Origin of the sequence: Pantoea allii (genome assembly GCF_046529425.1) — a bacterium.
Taxonomy (GTDB): Bacteria; Pseudomonadota; Gammaproteobacteria; order Enterobacterales; family Enterobacteriaceae; genus Pantoea; species Pantoea allii.
The window spans coordinates 1,530,991-1,545,404 of record NZ_CP125958.1 but is presented as its reverse complement, the minus strand read 5'-3'; the positions used below and the strand labels follow the sequence as shown (position 1 = coordinate 1,545,404).

The 14,414-nt window shown below is 55.2% G+C and carries 15 protein-coding genes; 1 reads left to right on the top strand and 14 read right to left on the bottom strand.

The features are described 5' to 3' along the window. The first annotated feature begins 78 nt into the window (after positions 1 to 78). On the top strand, positions 79 to 1,029 hold the full coding sequence (locus QNH99_RS07560; RefSeq protein ID WP_241567734.1) for a sugar-binding transcriptional regulator: 951 nt from the start codon (positions 79 to 81) through the stop codon (positions 1,027 to 1,029). A 5-nt stretch (positions 1,030 to 1,034) separates the two neighbouring features. On the opposite strand, the gene hisP is transcribed toward QNH99_RS07560, so the two are convergent. The 14 genes from hisP to pdxB form a co-directional block, all read right to left on the bottom strand. Continuing rightward, positions 1,035 to 1,808, bottom strand: a complete 774-nt coding sequence (gene hisP, locus QNH99_RS07555) for a histidine ABC transporter ATP-binding protein HisP (RefSeq protein ID WP_063880319.1) — start codon at positions 1,806 to 1,808, stop codon at positions 1,035 to 1,037. Positions 1,809 to 1,816: 8 nt separating this feature from the next. Then, complete coding sequence (locus QNH99_RS07550) at positions 1,817 to 2,533, bottom strand: ABC transporter permease (RefSeq protein ID WP_410517509.1); 717 nt, start codon at positions 2,531 to 2,533, stop codon at positions 1,817 to 1,819. Continuing rightward, positions 2,530 to 3,216 (bottom strand): histidine ABC transporter permease HisQ, encoded by a 687-nt coding sequence (locus QNH99_RS07545; protein WP_063880321.1) that lies wholly within the window; start codon positions 3,214 to 3,216, stop codon positions 2,530 to 2,532. Before QNH99_RS07545 ends, QNH99_RS07550 begins: the two co-directional genes overlap by 4 nt. A 170-nt stretch (positions 3,217 to 3,386) precedes the next feature. Then, the gene (gene argT, locus QNH99_RS07540) at positions 3,387 to 4,169 is read right to left on the bottom strand and encodes a lysine/arginine/ornithine ABC transporter substrate-binding protein ArgT (protein WP_109717420.1); all 783 of its coding nucleotides are present in this window, start codon (positions 4,167 to 4,169) and stop codon (positions 3,387 to 3,389) included. A 270-nt stretch (positions 4,170 to 4,439) separates the two neighbouring features. Then, positions 4,440 to 5,009: a UbiX family flavin prenyltransferase gene (locus QNH99_RS07535; protein ID WP_063880323.1), complete on the bottom strand. Its 570-nt coding sequence runs from the start codon at positions 5,007 to 5,009 to the stop codon at positions 4,440 to 4,442. A 101-nt stretch (positions 5,010 to 5,110) separates the two neighbouring features. After that, positions 5,111 to 6,628, bottom strand: a complete 1,518-nt coding sequence (gene purF, locus QNH99_RS07530) for an amidophosphoribosyltransferase (RefSeq protein ID WP_063880324.1) — start codon at positions 6,626 to 6,628, stop codon at positions 5,111 to 5,113. A gap of 37 nt (positions 6,629 to 6,665) precedes the next feature. Continuing rightward, on the bottom strand, positions 6,666 to 7,151 hold the full coding sequence (cvpA, locus tag QNH99_RS07525; protein WP_026021019.1) for a colicin V production protein: 486 nt from the start codon (positions 7,149 to 7,151) through the stop codon (positions 6,666 to 6,668). A gap of 264 nt (positions 7,152 to 7,415) precedes the next feature. Further along, a complete protein-coding gene (gene dedD / locus QNH99_RS07520; RefSeq protein ID WP_410516221.1) occupies positions 7,416 to 8,207 on the bottom strand; it encodes a cell division protein DedD in 792 nt (263 codons plus the stop codon). Then, positions 8,197 to 9,465, bottom strand: coding sequence for a bifunctional tetrahydrofolate synthase/dihydrofolate synthase (gene folC / locus QNH99_RS07515; protein ID WP_410516220.1), 1,269 nt, complete (start codon positions 9,463 to 9,465; stop codon positions 8,197 to 8,199). Before folC ends, dedD begins: the two co-directional genes overlap by 11 nt. A gap of 91 nt (positions 9,466 to 9,556) precedes the next feature. Further along, positions 9,557 to 10,471, bottom strand: coding sequence for an acetyl-CoA carboxylase, carboxyltransferase subunit beta (gene accD / locus QNH99_RS07510; RefSeq protein WP_063880327.1), 915 nt, complete (start codon positions 10,469 to 10,471; stop codon positions 9,557 to 9,559). A 161-nt stretch (positions 10,472 to 10,632) separates the two neighbouring features. Continuing rightward, positions 10,633 to 11,283 carry a DedA family protein gene (locus QNH99_RS07505; RefSeq protein ID WP_063880328.1) on the bottom strand — a complete coding sequence of 217 codons (651 nt, stop codon included), beginning with the start codon at positions 11,281 to 11,283 and terminating at the stop codon, positions 10,633 to 10,635. A gap of 25 nt (positions 11,284 to 11,308) precedes the next feature. Continuing rightward, the gene (gene truA / locus QNH99_RS07500) at positions 11,309 to 12,112 is read right to left on the bottom strand and encodes a tRNA pseudouridine(38-40) synthase TruA (RefSeq protein ID WP_109717424.1); all 804 of its coding nucleotides are present in this window, start codon (positions 12,110 to 12,112) and stop codon (positions 11,309 to 11,311) included. Continuing rightward, a complete protein-coding gene (locus QNH99_RS07495; protein ID WP_109717425.1) occupies positions 12,112 to 13,122 on the bottom strand; it encodes an aspartate-semialdehyde dehydrogenase in 1,011 nt (336 codons plus the stop codon). The genes truA and QNH99_RS07495 overlap by 1 nt, the downstream gene beginning before the upstream one ends. Positions 13,123 to 13,229: 107 nt before the next feature. Further along, on the bottom strand, positions 13,230 to 14,363 hold the full coding sequence (gene pdxB, locus QNH99_RS07490) for a 4-phosphoerythronate dehydrogenase PdxB (protein WP_410516219.1): 1,134 nt from the start codon (positions 14,361 to 14,363) through the stop codon (positions 13,230 to 13,232). Positions 14,364 to 14,414: the final 51 nt, after the last annotated feature.

Here is a 14,414-nt window from a genome sequence, read left to right as displayed (position 1 = left end):
AAAATGCGCTTTTGCCCGAATAGGCTTTTCGCCGCATTGCGCGATAAAATGGCGGTTCACAGAAGATGGAATGCCGGAATGAACAAAGAAGAGAAGAAACAGGAACTCGCCGCGCGTGCTGCCTGGATGTATTACGTCGCGGGCTTAACGCAGCAGGAGATCGCCCGGGCGCTGGGATTGTCGCGCCAGGTTGCCCAGCGCCTGATTTCAGGGGCGCGTGAAATGGGAATGGTCAGCGTGAAGATCGATCATCCTGTCACGCACTGCCTGCGTCTGGCGCACGATGTGCAGGAAAAATTTGGCCTGCAGCATTGTCGCGTCGTGCCCTCCGGTGGCCTTGACGACGACGCCATACAGCAGATGCTGGCGGTGGAAGGTGCAGAGGTGATGTCACAGTTTATCAATGACGATCAGCCGCAGGTGTTTGGCATTGGATCGGGCAAAACGCTGCGCGCCATTATCGATGCGCTGCCCTGGGTGGAACGCCCTCAGCACCACTGTGTTTCCATGATTGGCGCGATTGCCCGTGACGACTCGGGCACCCGCTATGACGTGCCACTTAAGCTGTCTGAAAAAATGCAGGGCAAGTATTTCTTCATCCCCGCGCCGCTGTTTGCTGACAGCCCGGAAGATAAGCAGATGTGGTGTCAGCATCAGGTCTATCAGCGCGTGGTCGATCGTGCACTGCAGGCCCATGTGACGTTTCTGGGGATCGGGGAAGTTAACCCCGGCTGTCCACTGAATGCGGAAGGCTTTATTACTGACCGTCAGGTGCAAGCGCTGAATGCGCGCGGCGTTGTCGGGGAAATGCTCGGCCACTTCTTCAATCAGCAGGGCGAACGTGTTCTGGGGGAGACCGATGCGCTGTTAACCAGCGTGACGCTGGAAAGCCAGACGACGCGCAATATCATCGGCTTTGCCGGTGGTGAGCGAAAATATGCTGCCATTCAGGCTGCGGTGAAGGGCGGCTGGATATCGGGCCTGGTGACCGATGAAACCACCGCCATGCGCCTGCTGAATGACAGGTAACTCAACTACTTCAGCGATCCCTTAAGGAACTGCTGTAAGCGTGGGCTTTTCGGGTTACCGAATAATTCCGTCGGGGGTCCCTGCTCCTCAATTTTTCCCTGATGCAGGAAAATCACGTGGCTGGAAACGTGACGGGCAAATTCCATTTCGTGTGTGACCACCACCATGGTTTTGCCCTCTTCGGCCAGTTTCTGCATGATGCGCAGCACCTCACCGACCAGTTCGGGGTCCAGAGCAGAGGTAGGCTCATCAAACAGCAGCACTTCCGGCTCCATCGCCAGTGCGCGGGCAATCGAAACGCGTTGCTGCTGACCACCGGACAGGTGTACGGGATATTTTCCCTGCGCCCGCTCATCAATGCCGACCTTATTCAGATAGGTAATGGCGCGCTCACGTGCCTCGGCTTTACTCAGCCCCAACACCTGAATCGGCGCTTCCATGACGTTTTCCAGCACGGTCATGTGGCTCCACAGGTTGAAATGCTGAAAGACCATCGTCAGACGGGTACGAAGCAGGCGCAGTTGCTCCTTGTCTGCCACTTTTAACTGGCCATCCGTATCGCGCACCAGGGTAATGGCGGTGTTGTTGACCACAATGGCGCCTTCGCTCGGTTTTTCGAGGAAGTTGATACAGCGTAAAAAGGTACTTTTCCCTGAACCCGACGAGCCAATAATACTGATGACATCGCCCGCATTGGCGTGCAATGACACGCCTTTTAATACTTCATGTTCACCGTAATGTTTATGCAGGTCGGTGACGCTTAATTTGTTATCAGCCATAGTCTTACTCAATGCGATGAAGAAGGTTTCACGTGCGCCAGCCAACGACGTTCCGCAAGACGAAACAGGCTAATCAGCACATAAGAAATAATCAGGTACAACACGGCCGCAATGCCGAACGCGGTAAAGGGCTGATAGGTTGCCGCGTTAATGTCCCTGGCGATTTTCAGCAAATCTGGCACGGTTGCGGTAAAAGCCAGTGCGGTTGAGTGCAGCATCAGTATGATTTCATTGCTGTAAACCGGTAAGGCCGTGCGCAGCGCAGAAGGCAAAATAATGCAGCGATACAGTTTAAAGGTGGAAAAGCCATAGGCCCGCGCGGCTTCAATTTCGCCGTGTGGCACAGCACGAATCGCACCGGCGAAAATTTCCGTGGTGTAGGCGCAGGTATTCAGGGTGAAAGCCAGTAACGTACAGTTCAGGCCGCTACGGAAAAACGCATTCAGCAGTTCCGTACCTTTAACGATTTCCAGCGTATACATGCCGGAGTAGAACACCAGCAGTTGCACATAAAGCGGCGTACCGCGAAAAACGTAGGTAAAAAGCCACACCGGCAGGCTGATAAAACGATTCGGTGACACGCGCGCAATCGCCAGCAACACCGCCATGCAGCCGCCCAGCACGACCGAGACAATCAGCAGCCACAGGGTAATGGCTACGCCGGTGAAGCGATAACCGTCTGTCCAGAGCAGCGCTTTCCAGTATTCGTGAAGAATCTCGATCATAGCTCCGCCCTCTTCACACCGACCGTGTAGCGGCGATTGAGCCACCAGAGAATGCCGTTAGACAAGGTCGTAAAGACCAGATAGATCACACCGGCTACGATGGCAAAATAAAACGGCTGCCATGTGCTTTTGCCAGCCAGCTGCGTGGCTTTAACCACATCTTCCAGACCTAACAGGGAAACCAGCGCCGTGGCTTTCAGGATCACCTGCCAGTTGTTACCAATGCCGGGCAGCGCATAGCGCATCATCGCCGGAAACAGGATTCGGCGGAAAATCTGGGAACCGGTAAAACCAAACGCCGTGGCCGCTTCGATTTGCCCTTTTGGCACCGCCATAAAGGCACCGCGGAAGGTTTCGGTAAAATACGCGCCGTAAATAAACCCCAGCGTAATGATACCCGCAACCATAGGATCGATATCGAACTGGGCCAGTCCGAGCGCATCGGTAAGGTGATTCAGCGCAATCTGCAGACCGTAGAAGATCAGCAGCATCAGAACGAGGTCGGGCACGCCACGAATCAGCGTCGTGTAGCCCTCAAAAATCAGGGACAGCAGGCGATTACGCGATAGTTTCGCGCCAGCACCAATCAGACCCAGGATCACCGCCATCAAGACTGAACTCAGCGCGAGCTCAAGCGTGACCAGCGTCCCTTTTAAAATGACATCAGAATAGCCATACAACATGGAAAAAAGTCCTGTCGTGGGGTGGAAACGACGCGGTGCCCGCCCTACAGACGGGCCGCGTTGCTTCTGTTAACACATAAACGATAACGCACAACGTTGCCCCGGCCAGACAGGCTGGGGCAACCAGAGGCGCATCCTGTTATGCGAACAGCAGAAGCGAAGACGACAGATCAGTCACCGTACACGTTGAAAGTAAAATATTTCTTCGCGATTTTGTCGTAGGTACCGTCTTTACGCATAGATTCGAACGCTTTGTCAATGGCCGCTTTCAGCTCGGTGTCATCTTTACGCAATCCCATGCCGGTGCCGACGCCAAAGATTTTATCGTCTTTCACTGCCGGGCCTGCAAACGCATAGCTCTTGCCAACCGGCTGTTTCAGGAAGCCTTCGGCAGCCTGAACTTCGTCCTGGAAGGCAGCATCGATACGGCCAGCGGTCAGATCCTGATACACCAGATCCTGGTTAGCATAAGGCGTGACGGTCACACCTTTTGGACGCCAGTTCTGATTAGCATAGGTTTCCTGGGTGGTGCCCTGCAGTACGCCGATATTTTTGCCTTTCAGCGACTCAGGAGTGGGTTCAATTTTTGCGCCTTTAGGCGCCACTAAACGCGCATTGGCAGCATAGAGCTTGTCAGAGAACGCAATTTCTTCCTGACGCTTAGCGGTGATAGACAGCGAGGAGATGATGGCGTCGATTTTCTTGGCTTTCAAAGAGGGGATCAGCGCATCAAAGTCGCTTTCTACGTAAGTACACTTGGTCTGAATACGTTTACAGATTTCGTTAGCCAGATCGATATCAAAACCGACCAGTTGTCCTTGCGCGTTTTTCGACTCAAACGGCGGATATGTTGGGTCAGTGCCGACACGAATCGAGGTCGGTACTGCTGCAAATACGCTGGCCGCACTGGACAGGCCCAACATTAAAGAAAGAGCCAGAACACGCTTCTTCATAGATTACCCTCAAGTAAAATGCTTATTGTTATGTGGTGCATGATGTGTGTTTGCGACTAACACTGCCTTTTCCTGTGCATGTTTCATGCCAGTTCTGCAACGTTACCGCCTGCCCAGCCAGCCGTTTAGCCACGAAAAGGCTGGGTTTGTGAATGGAATATATCAGTGATGTCGCAGAGAAAAAGCGATGTTGTGAACTTTTAGTTCAGGAAATACAGGAACAGTGATCGCTCCCGCGTTTCTGCACCAAATAAGTGCGGAAGAAGAAACTTATGCACCTTGCCAGCGCACAAATAAATCCTGCGGCAGTTCAATATCAAACTGATCGATAACCCGATTAACGGTCTGATCGACCAGTTGATCAATCGTGGTAGGACGGTGATAAAAAGCAGGCACCGGCGGCATAATGATGGCCCCCAGTTCAGCCGCGGTGGTCATCATCCGCAGATGACCGATATGCAGCGGTGTTTCACGCACGCACAGTACCAGCTTGCGCTGCTCTTTCAGCACCACATCCGCTGCACGTGTCAGCAGCGAGTCGCTGTAGCTATGCACAATACCGGACAGGGTTTTCATCGAGCAGGGCAGAATCACCATTCCCAGCGTTTTAAACGACCCGGAGGAGATGCTGGCGGCAATATCGCGCACATCGTGAACCACATCGGCCAGCGCCTGGACGTCCCGCAGGCTGTAGTCGCTTTCCAGGCTCAGCGTCTGACGTGCTGCCTGACTGATGATCAGGTGCGTTTCCACATCGCTGACCTGCTGCAAAACCTGCAACAGCCGGATGCCAAATATCACGCCGCTTGCGCCAGAAATACCAATAATGAGTCGTTTCATCGTTCAACCTTGCAGTGGCAAAGCGCACCATAATAGCGCAGACCGGCAGAAAACACAGAGGGCGGGATAAGTCCCGCCCTCTTATTTGCATTCAGGTTAGCTTAGCCTTCGTTATGCAGCTCAAGATTTTCCACTTCATTTTGACGGGCAATAGCTTTTGCGTCGTCATTACGCAGGGATTCCAGATATTCAAGATAGCCCTGATCGACGTCTTTCGTCACATAAATACCGTTGAAGACGGAACACTCGAACTGAACGATATCCGGGTTTTCTTCCCGTACGGCTTCGATAAGGTCATCAAGGTCCTGGAAAATCAGCGCATCTGCTTTGATGATCTGGCGAATCTCTTCCACTTCACGACCGTGGGCAATCAGCTCGGTCGCGCTTGGCATATCGATGCCATAGACATTGGGAAAACGCACTTCCGGTGCGGCAGACGCAAGATAAACCTTTTTCGCGCCCGCTTCACGAGCCATCTCGATAATCTGCTCAGAGGTGGTGCCGCGCACGATAGAGTCATCAATCAGCAGGACGTTTTTATCGCGGAACTCGGCACGGTTAGCGTTGAGCTTGCGGCGAACCGCGCTGCGGCGCAGTTGCTGACCCGGCATGATAAAGGTACGGCCGACGTAGCGGTTTTTAACAAAGCCCTGACGGTAAGGCTTATCAAGGATTCTCGCGATTTCCAGTGCGGTATCCATTGAGGTTTCCGGAATCGGAATCACCACGTCGATATCCAGATCTTCCCACTCGCGGGCAATCTTCTGGCCCAGCTTGGTGCCCATACGGACGCGAGCGCTGTAGACCGAAATCTTATCCAGGAATGAGTCCGGACGGGCAAAATAGACGTATTCGAACAGGCAAGGATTGTTTTTAGGGTTTTCGGCGCACTGACGGGTAGAAAGCTGTCCCTGCTCAGTGATATAGACCGCTTCACCCGGTGCAACGTCACGGATGAATTCAAAACCCAGGGTGTCCAGCGCCACACTTTCAGACGCCACCATGTACTCGGTACGGCCATCGGCAATGACGCGTTTGCCCAGCACCAGCGGACGAATGCCGTTAGGATCGCGGAAGGCCACCATGCCGTGACCGATAATCATCGCCACCACGGCATACGCGCCACGAACCTGCTGGTGCACCGCCGCAATGGCGGCGAAAACGTTGTCGGCTTCCAGCGGATAGTGCTGAAAACGATCCAGTTCCTGAGCAAATATATTCAGCAGAATTTCAGAATCTGAGGTGGTGTTCACATGACGGCGACCCTTTTCGAACAGGCGCTTACGCAGCTCATGTGCATTGGTCAGGTTGCCGTTATGGGCAAGAGAAATACCGTACGGCGAGTTGACGTAGAACGGCTGTGCTTCAGAAGCGCTGGAGCTGCCCGCGGTAGGATAGCGTGCGTGACCAATCCCCATGTTGCCTTGCAAACGTTGCATATGACGCGCTTCGAAGACGTCGCTGACCAGACCATTCGCCTTACGCAGGCGAAAGCAGTTCAGCGCATCGATGGTACAAATGCCTGCGGCATCCTGCCCACGGTGCTGGAGCACCGTTAACGCGTCATAGATCGACTGGTTGACCGGCATGAAACCGGTGATACCGACAATACCGCACATGTTGTCATTTCCTCATTAAGCCGTACGCCCGGTGGCCTCACCGGGGCAAAAAACTCGACGTGCTTTTCAGGTAGTCAAAAAACCACCTGATTATAGAACTGAACTCGGGAATAAGTTGAGACTGCTGCCAGTCCGGGCTCTTCGAAAAGCCCGTGAATGTATCAAGGAAGAACAGCAAAGCGGCCACGATGAGCACACCACGCAACGCCCCGAAACAAACGCCTAATACCCGATCGGTTCCCGACAGGCCGGTTTTCTCAACCAGCGAGCCGATAACGTAGTTCACGATTGCCCCCACAATCAGGGTCGCGATGAACAGCACCGCAATCGCGATTCCGTTACGAACCAGTTCGTCGTCAAAACCTGTGAACCAGACTGCAAGGTAGGCATAGTAATGACTGGCGACAAAAAACGCGCATCCCCAGGTAACAAGAGATAAGGCTTCGCGGACAAACCCTCGAACCAGGCTGACCAAAGCCGAAAAACCAACTACCGCAATAATGACGTAATCAATCCAGATCATGAACTCTTCCAGCGCCAGTGCCATTGCACCCCTGCTTCCAGTTCGGGGCGCATTCTAACAGAAAAAGAAAACGTTTGCGTAGGGGTTTTCAGGTTCTGCATCCATAAAAAAGGCGATGAAAAAATCCCTCTTCGCCTGTGTCATTATTAACCCATTAACAGGTTGAAAAGTGGTCGCTATTCACGCCTGAGCCGCACCCGGCGTCCCCGTTCCCGCGGCGAAAGGCGCTGCCTGTTAATCTTATCGGCAGCACCAATCAGCGGTTTAACGTGCGCTGTAAGATTTTACGACGCCGCTTAAGCCCGACACGTTTTTCAGCTCAGCTACCGCCGCCTGCATTTTGGCTTTTGAAGCGTCCGGCCCAACATAAATACGGGTGATTTGTCCCTGTACCGGCGTGGACGGCACCGTATAAGCCCGGTAGCCCGACAAGCGCAACTTCGCGACGATTTCATTGACCTTACTGGCATTTTTCAGCGCACCCAACTGCACGACATAGGCCTGACCGGCAGGCTGACTCTCTTTAGGCTGCTCTGCTGGAGCGGGCTTTTCCGCAGGCTGCGATTGTTCGGCCGGTTTGGTTTTTTCAACCGGCTTAGCCTGTTCAACCGGCCGGGGTTTTTCCACCGGTTTGCTCTGCGGCGGCTCTGCCGATTTCGGTTTAGCCTGTTCAACCTGTTTTGGTCGGGTTGGCTCCACCGGTTTGGCTTTCGGGGTGGTCGTGGCCGTCGATGAATGTACCGGCGGCGGCGATACCACGCTCGGCTCGCTGCTGTGCTCTGGCTGACTGCTGCCCTCGGTGGCGTCAGCGTCATCCGCATCAGGATGGCTGACCGCACTGCCCGCGCCCGCAGGCGGCTGCGCAGGAAGCGACTGCGTCACCGGCGGCACCATTTCGCTGTCCTGCTGATCATCGGGTTTGGGCACCAGAGGGATCGCGGCAAACTCTTCTTTGTAATGCTTTTTCTTACCATCCAGCAGCCCCGGCAATACGATTACGCCGACGGCTACCAGAATAACGGTACCGACTAAACGGTTTTGAAACTTACTCGCCACGTCCTTTCTCCGTTTCAATCGATTCCATGACCTGCGCGACCGTCAGGAAAGAGCCGCAGACCAGAATGATATCCTGCGGTTCCGCCTGCTGGCGCGCCTGTTGCCAGGCCTGTTCAACATCCGCGAACGCCTGAGCGGAGGTCACGTGCGCCATGAGTTGTTCCGCGCTGGCACCGCGAGGGCCATCAAGCGGCGCGCAATACCAGTTGTCCACCTGAGGTGACAGCGCCGCCAGCGTGCCAGCAATATCTTTATCATGCAGCATGCCAACGACCGCATGTACCCGACCTGCCTGCGGCAGCGCCGCAAGTCGCGAGGCCAGATAGGCTGCGGCGTGGGGATTATGGGCAACATCCAAAATTACGCGAGGTGATTCGCTGATCGTCTGGAAACGGCCGGGCAAAATCGCCAGCGGCAGATGCGCACGGATCAGCGCCTCGCTGACCTTCAGCCCTGAAGCGCGAAGCGCCACCAGGGCGGTAGCCGCGTTAGGCAACGGCACCTGAGGCAGAGGCAAATCACTCAGCTCGCCTTGCGCATCGCGCAATGACCAGCTTTCTGCCTGCTGCCGGTACTGCCAGTCGCGCCCGTGCTGCATTAACACCGCGCCTTTTTCACGGGCGACTTCAGCAATGGTGGCGGGCATATCCGGTTCACCGACGACCGCCGGTTTAGCCTGGCGGAAGACACCGGCTTTTTCCCGACCAATACTGTTACGATCCGGGCCAAGCCAGTCGGTATGGTCCAGCGCAATACTGGTAATGACCGCGACGTCTGCATCGACAATGTTGGTCGCATCCAGCCGACCGCCCAGCCCGACTTCCAGAATGACCACATCCAGCTTTGCCTGCCTAAACAGGTTAAGCGCCGACAGCGTGCCAAATTCAAAATAGGTCAAAGAAATTGTACCGCGACCCGCTTCAATGTCGGCGAAACTGGCGCTGTGTTGGGCTTCACTGAGTTCCTGCCCCTGAACCCGGACACGCTCGGTGTAACGCACAAGATGCGGTGAGCTGTAAACCCCGACCCGATAACCGGCGGCGATCAGTAGGGTTTCCAGAGTGCGACAGGTGGTGCCTTTGCCATTCGTGCCCGCAACGGTAAACACGAAGGGCGCAGGCTTAAGCAGGTCCAGACGTTGCGCCACCAGGCGAATACGATCCAGGCCCAGTTCTATCGCCTGAGAGTGGAGGTGTTCAAGATAATAAAGCCACGTGGCCAAAGGCGACGTGGCTTGAGGAAGGTGAAGATTGTCCATATGTCCCGTTTTGCAAATTTATACCCGGTGAAAGCCGCAAGGTATACGGTGCATTGGTGGAAGGCGCGACCCGCGCGCCTTCGGTCTCCTGTCAGGCCTCGTTGCTCTCCGGGTCGGTCGTCGCAGGTGCGAACGCTTCACCGTCGTGCAGCGGTGCTGGCAGATTCATCATTTTTGCCAGCAGACTCGCCAGTTTATAGCGCATTTCAGGACGACGGATGATCATATCAATCGCCCCTTTCTCAATCAGAAACTCACTACGCTGGAAGCCCGGCGGCAGTTTTTCACGCACGGTCTGCTCAATCACGCGCGGACCGGCAAAGCCGATCAGGGCTTTAGGTTCGGCGATATTCAGATCGCCCAGCATCGCGAAGCTGGCAGAGACGCCACCCATGGTTGGATCGGTGAGGACCGAAATATACGGCAGACCCCGCTCCTGCATTTTCGCCAGCGCGGCGCTGGTTTTCGCCATTTGCATCAGCGACATTAACGCTTCCTGCATACGCGCCCCGCCACTGGCAGAGAAGCAGATCATTGGGCAGTTATCTTCCAGCGCCTGCTCCACTGCTCGCACGAAACGTGCGCCAACCACAGAACCCATTGACCCGCCCATAAAGGCGAATTCAAAGGCGGCTGCCACAACCGGCATACCGTGCAGCTGACCTTTCATCACAATCAGCGCATCTTTTTCATCCGTGGCTTTCTGTGCAGCCACCAGACGATCTTTATACTTTTTGGAATCCCGGAACTTCAGCAGGTCCTTGGGTTCCAGTTCGCTGCCCAACTCCACCAGCGTGCCCTGATCGAGCAGGCTCGCCAGGCGCTCACGGGCGTGCATGCGCATGTGGTGGTCGCACTTAGGGCAGACCTCAAGATTACGCTCCAGCTCGGCACGATAAAGTACCTGGCCACAGCTGTCGCATTTCGTCCACACTCCTTCCGGAATATTGGCACGACGTGCAGGCGTAATGTTGCTTTTATTAAGAATGCGTTCAATCCAGCTCATTGATGACCTTTCTGTTAAAAACTGACCTGGTCCAGTCGTCTCGATACTGCTGAAAACCGCTTCAGCAGACGGTAAATGTCGCTCATTAAACCACAACCAATTAAGACTGTGGATAAAAATCTGGTCTTACCCCTGAGCAACGCCGCTGCTCAGGGTGGATTTTACTGCTTAGCCTGGCGGCGATGACGCCAGATTTCAATCACACCCGGCAGAATCGATACCACGATGATCCCGAGGATAAGCAGCTTAAGATTTTCCTGCACCACAGGCAAATCGCCAAACAGATAACCCGCATAGGAGAACAGCAGCACCCAGGCCAGCGCGCCGGTGACGTTAAACAGCGCGAAGTGGCGATAGGACATGTGCCCCATTCCGGCGACGAAAGGCGCAAAGGTGCGCACGATAGGCACGAAGCGGGCCAGAATAATGGTTTTTCCCCCGTGACGGGCATAAAACGCATGGGTTTTATCGAGATAGCTGCGGCGGAAAATCTTTGAGTCTGGGTTACTGAACAGCCGTTCGCCAAACAGTTTGCCGATGGTGTAGTTCACGGCATCCCCGAGAATAGCGGCAATGACCAACAGCGCCACCATGAGATGCACGTTGAGATCGTTACCCGGCAATGCCGCCAGCGCCCCTGCCACGAACAGCAGCGAATCCCCTGGCAAAAACGGCGTCACCACTAATCCCGTTTCGCAGAACAAAATCAGGAATAAAATGGCGTAAATCCAGATGCCATACTGCGCTACTAATTCGGCCAGATGCACGTCAATGTGCAGAATAAAATCGACCACAAAATGGATGAACTCCATAACGATCCCTTGTACGTAAGGTTAATTAATCCGCGAGGAACAATGGCCCCATCGCCGGCTGTGGTAAAGCAAAATGCGCGGGATAATCCACCGCAACCAGATAAAGCCCTTCGGCTTTCGCCGTCGCCGCTGCCAGGGTACGGTCTTTGGCGGCCAGCAGTTCAGCCATCCAGGATTCTGACTGATTTCCACAGCCAATTTCCATCAGACTTCCGACAATATTGCGCACCATATGGTGCACAAAGGCATTCGCTTTGATATCGACAATCACATAAGGCCCCTGACGCGTGACATTAAGGTGCATCACATTGCGCCACGGCGTTCGCGACTGGCACTGCACGGCGCGAAAAGACGTAAAATCATTCTCGCCCAGCAGGCACTGACCGGCACGCTGCATCTTTTCCACATCCAGAGGATAGTAAAAGTGCGTCACACCGTTGCCCAGAATCGCCGGACGTAGCCGCTGATTGTAAATCAGATAACGATAGCGCCGGGCCGTTGCGCTAAAGCGGGCGTGAAAGTCATCCGGCACCGCCTTTACCCAACGCACAGCGATATCATCAGGCAGGTTAGCGTTGACGCCTAACGTCCAGGCCGCATCGGCGCGCGGTGCCACGGTTTCAAAATGCACCACCTGTCCGGTGCCATGGACCCCGGCATCGGTGCGGCCGGCACAGAATACGCTGACCGGATGGTCAGCCACTTTCGACAGCGCCCGCTCCAGCTTTTCCTGCACGCTGCGCACTTCCTGCTGACGTTGCCAGCCATAGTAACGGCTGCCGTCGTACTCAATGCCAAGTGCCAGTTTTTTTGTCTGACCTTCTGACATCAGTACATGTACTCCTGGACCAGCTTCTCAGCGGTTTTTACGGCCATCAGCGCGCCGCCAAAACGAACGTTGTCCGCCACTGACCAGAACTGCAACAGCTCCGGAATGCCGTAATCATTACGCACACAGCCGATGCTCATTTCATCGGTGCCGGAGGCATCCGTGACCGGCGTCGGCACCTCGGCCTCTTCGCTCAGACGAATATCGGCCGCCAGTGCCCATTCTGCCCTCGCCTCTTCGGCCGACAGCGGGCGCAGGTTTTCAATGTGGACAATCTGCGCATTGCCATAAAACACTGGTGCCTGAATGCTGCTGACGGCAACCGGCAACCCGTCGTCCTGCAACACTTTACGCACCTGATCGACCAGGCGACGCTCGCTTTCTACGCTGCCTTCACTGTCCGTCTGCTGCGGCAGAAGGTTAAAAGCCAGCTGGCGACCAAAATGGTGCTCGTCAGCGGGCACGCCGTTCAGCAAACGTGCACTTTCCCCTGCCAGCGCATCCACGGCCGCTTTGCCGTGCGTGGAGACAGAGATCAGATTCGTCACCTGTAAACGGCCTAAACCTGCCGCATCGACCAGCGGTTTAATGGCCGTCAGCAACTGGCTCACCAGATTATCTGCCACGCTGATGATATTGCGATTACGGTAATCCGCCAGCACCTGGGGATTGACGTCCGGCACCACCAGCGGCACGTCCGGTGACAGGGCAAACAGCTCACTGCTGTCGATAACCAGGCAGCCTGCACTCGCCGCTTCTTCTGCATAGCGTTCTGATGCCTCGCGACCGGCAACAAAAAAGGCCAGTTGTGCCTGTGACCAGTCAAACTCCGCCGCGTTTTCGACCCGAACAGAACGGCCTTCGAAACGTTTAATTTCACCGGCACCGTTATCGCTCGCCAGCAAATACAATTCACCAACCGGGAACTGGCGTTGAGCCAGCAGTTCCAGTACAGCGTTCCCTACTGCGCCTGTTGCGCCAAGTAGCGCAATATTCCAGCCGTCAGACATGTTGGTTTACCTCAGACAATGACATAAAAACAGAAGGCGGTGATGTCACCGCCCGGGGATTCAGAATTATCCCTACCTTCACCCGCCGTTCACGCAGGCGGAACCAATCAGGTTGAGGATAATATGGCGTTAAAGCCCAGTTGAATAAGCAGATCAGCGGTGGCCTGATCATCACAGTTCACCTGTAATGATGACCATTCACGACGCTCTTCATACTGTTTGCGCAGGCGGTCAAACTCGCCCGGTTTCGCCGCCACTTTTCGCAGTGGCGCATCATCGCGGCGCACATCATACACCAGATGCACTAACCGTTTCAGCGTTGGCTGATCGAGCGGCCCATTCAGACGGATCTGGCTGAATTCCGGCGTGGGTAACAGGCTGCCGAGCGGCACCTGCTGCGGTTGACCAATAAAGTCGCACCAGGCCTCAAAAACCTGGGTGGTGCCGCGCGCTTTGCCTTCCAGGGTATAACCGGCAATGTGGGCTGTGGCGATATCGACCTTATCCAGTAGTGCCAGGGAGAGATCCGGCTCCGGCTCCCAGACGTCCAGCACCACGCTCAGATCGTGGCGCATGTTCAGCACTTCCAGCAGCGCGGCATTATCGACTACCGGGCCGCGGCAGGCATTAATCAGAATGGTGTCAGGCTTCAGGGCCATCAGCCGCGCAGCATCCGCCAGATGCCAGCTCTTGTAAGGGCCAGATTTAAACAGTGGCGTATGAAACGTCAAAATATCGGCCTGCTCAACCAGCGTATCGAGCGAGTGAAAATCCCCTTTGTCCCCACGGTCAGCCCGGGGTGGATCGCACAGCAGCGTTTTCACGCCCCAGGCTTCCAGGCGTTTCTGCAGACGGCTGCCCACGTTACCCACGCCAACAATGCCCACGGTACGATCGCGCAACAGGAAACCGTCGCGTTCAGCCAGCAGCAGCAAGGCAGAAAAAACATACTCTACGACGGCGATGGCGTTACAACCGGGTGCGGCCGAGAACGCGATGCCCGCCTGCGCAAGCCAGGCTTCATCGACGTGATCCGTCCCGGCCGTGGCCGTGCCCACAAACCTGACAGGTTTATCCTGCAGTAACGCCGCGTTAACCTGAGTGACCGATCGCACCATCAGTCCATCAGCGTCGGCTAATTGCGCTTCGGGTAATGGCCTGCCAGGTACGGCAACCACATCGCCCGTACGGCTAAAGAGTTCACGGGCGTAGGGCATATTTTCATCGACGAGAATTTTCACCACGGCTTTCCTGTGTGTTGCATTTAAGGGCGCTATTCTGGCACAAAAGCC

Excerpts from the sequence above, each read along its gene's own strand:
- QNH99_RS07535 (WP_063880323.1), bottom strand. The coding sequence starts at position 5,009 with ATGAAACGACTCATTATTGGTATTTCTGGCGCAAGCGGCGTGATATTT.
- QNH99_RS07495 (WP_109717425.1), bottom strand. The coding sequence starts at position 13,122 with ATGTCTGACGGCTGGAATATTGCGCTACTTGGCGCAACAGGCGCAGTA.
- folC (WP_410516220.1), bottom strand. The coding sequence starts at position 9,465 with ATGGACAATCTTCACCTTCCTCAAGCCACGTCGCCTTTGGCCACGTGG.
- cvpA (WP_026021019.1), bottom strand. The coding sequence starts at position 7,151 with ATGATCTGGATTGATTACGTCATTATTGCGGTAGTTGGTTTTTCGGCT.
- QNH99_RS07550 (WP_410517509.1), bottom strand. The coding sequence starts at position 2,533 with ATGATCGAGATTCTTCACGAATACTGGAAAGCGCTGCTCTGGACAGAC.
- QNH99_RS07560 (WP_241567734.1), top strand. The coding sequence starts at position 79 with ATGAACAAAGAAGAGAAGAAACAGGAACTCGCCGCGCGTGCTGCCTGG.
- argT (WP_109717420.1), bottom strand. The coding sequence starts at position 4,169 with ATGAAGAAGCGTGTTCTGGCTCTTTCTTTAATGTTGGGCCTGTCCAGT.
- hisP (WP_063880319.1), bottom strand. The coding sequence starts at position 1,808 with ATGGCTGATAACAAATTAAGCGTCACCGACCTGCATAAACATTACGGT.
- truA (WP_109717424.1), bottom strand. The coding sequence starts at position 12,112 with ATGTCAGAAGGTCAGACAAAAAAACTGGCACTTGGCATTGAGTACGAC.
- accD (WP_063880327.1), bottom strand. The coding sequence starts at position 10,471 with ATGAGCTGGATTGAACGCATTCTTAATAAAAGCAACATTACGCCTGCA.
- purF (WP_063880324.1), bottom strand. The coding sequence starts at position 6,628 with ATGTGCGGTATTGTCGGTATCACCGGTTTCATGCCGGTCAACCAGTCG.
- QNH99_RS07505 (WP_063880328.1), bottom strand. The coding sequence starts at position 11,283 with ATGGAGTTCATCCATTTTGTGGTCGATTTTATTCTGCACATTGACGTG.
- QNH99_RS07545 (WP_063880321.1), bottom strand. The coding sequence starts at position 3,216 with ATGTTGTATGGCTATTCTGATGTCATTTTAAAAGGGACGCTGGTCACG.